This is a genomic window from Streptomyces sp. CA2R106 (assembly GCF_037034245.1).
Classification (GTDB): domain Bacteria; phylum Actinomycetota; class Actinomycetes; order Streptomycetales; family Streptomycetaceae; genus Actinacidiphila.
The window spans coordinates 1-586 of sequence record NZ_JBAGKC010000163.1 but is presented as its reverse complement, the minus strand read 5'-3'; the positions used below and the strand labels follow the sequence as shown (position 1 = coordinate 586).

Annotated in this window: 1 protein-coding gene; it reads right to left on the bottom strand. The window is 69.6% G+C overall.

Annotated elements, in window-relative coordinates; all coding sequences use genetic code 11:
- The coding region (locus WA788_RS35535; RefSeq protein ID WP_335984637.1) for an acyltransferase domain-containing protein at positions 1-586 on the bottom strand (586 nt) is incomplete at both ends.

Genomic DNA, 586 nt, shown 5'->3' with positions numbered 1-586 from the left:
CCCGGCAACAACCTCACCGAACCGCACCGGCTCCCGCAAATTCCGATACCAATACCCCCCATCCAGCTGGGCGGTATCCACCACCCGCGCCTCAAGCGTCGAATAGAACGGCACCGCACCACTGACCGGGGACAGTCCCGCCAGATCCTCGCCCAACCGGTCCTCGACCGCTTCAACATGTGCGGTGTGGGAGGCATAGTCGACCGCGATCCGCCGCGCCCCACGCTCCGCAAACACCTCCGCGAACTCCCCACACGCCTGGGCGGCACCGGCGACCACGACCTGACGGGGAGCATTGACCGCCGCCACCGACAAGTCCCCTTCCCAGCGGGCAATCCACTCCCCCACCTCGGCCAGAGCGGCCGGCACCGACACCATCCCACCCGTGCCCGCCAGATGCCCGGCCAACGCCCGACTACGCAACGCCACCACCCGCGCGCCGTCCTCCCACGACAACCCACCCGACACACACGCCGCCGCGATCTCCCCCTGACTATGACCCACCACCGCCACCGGCTCCACCCCAACCGCCCGCCACAACGCGGCCAAACTCACCATCACCGCCCACGACGCCGGCTGCACCACC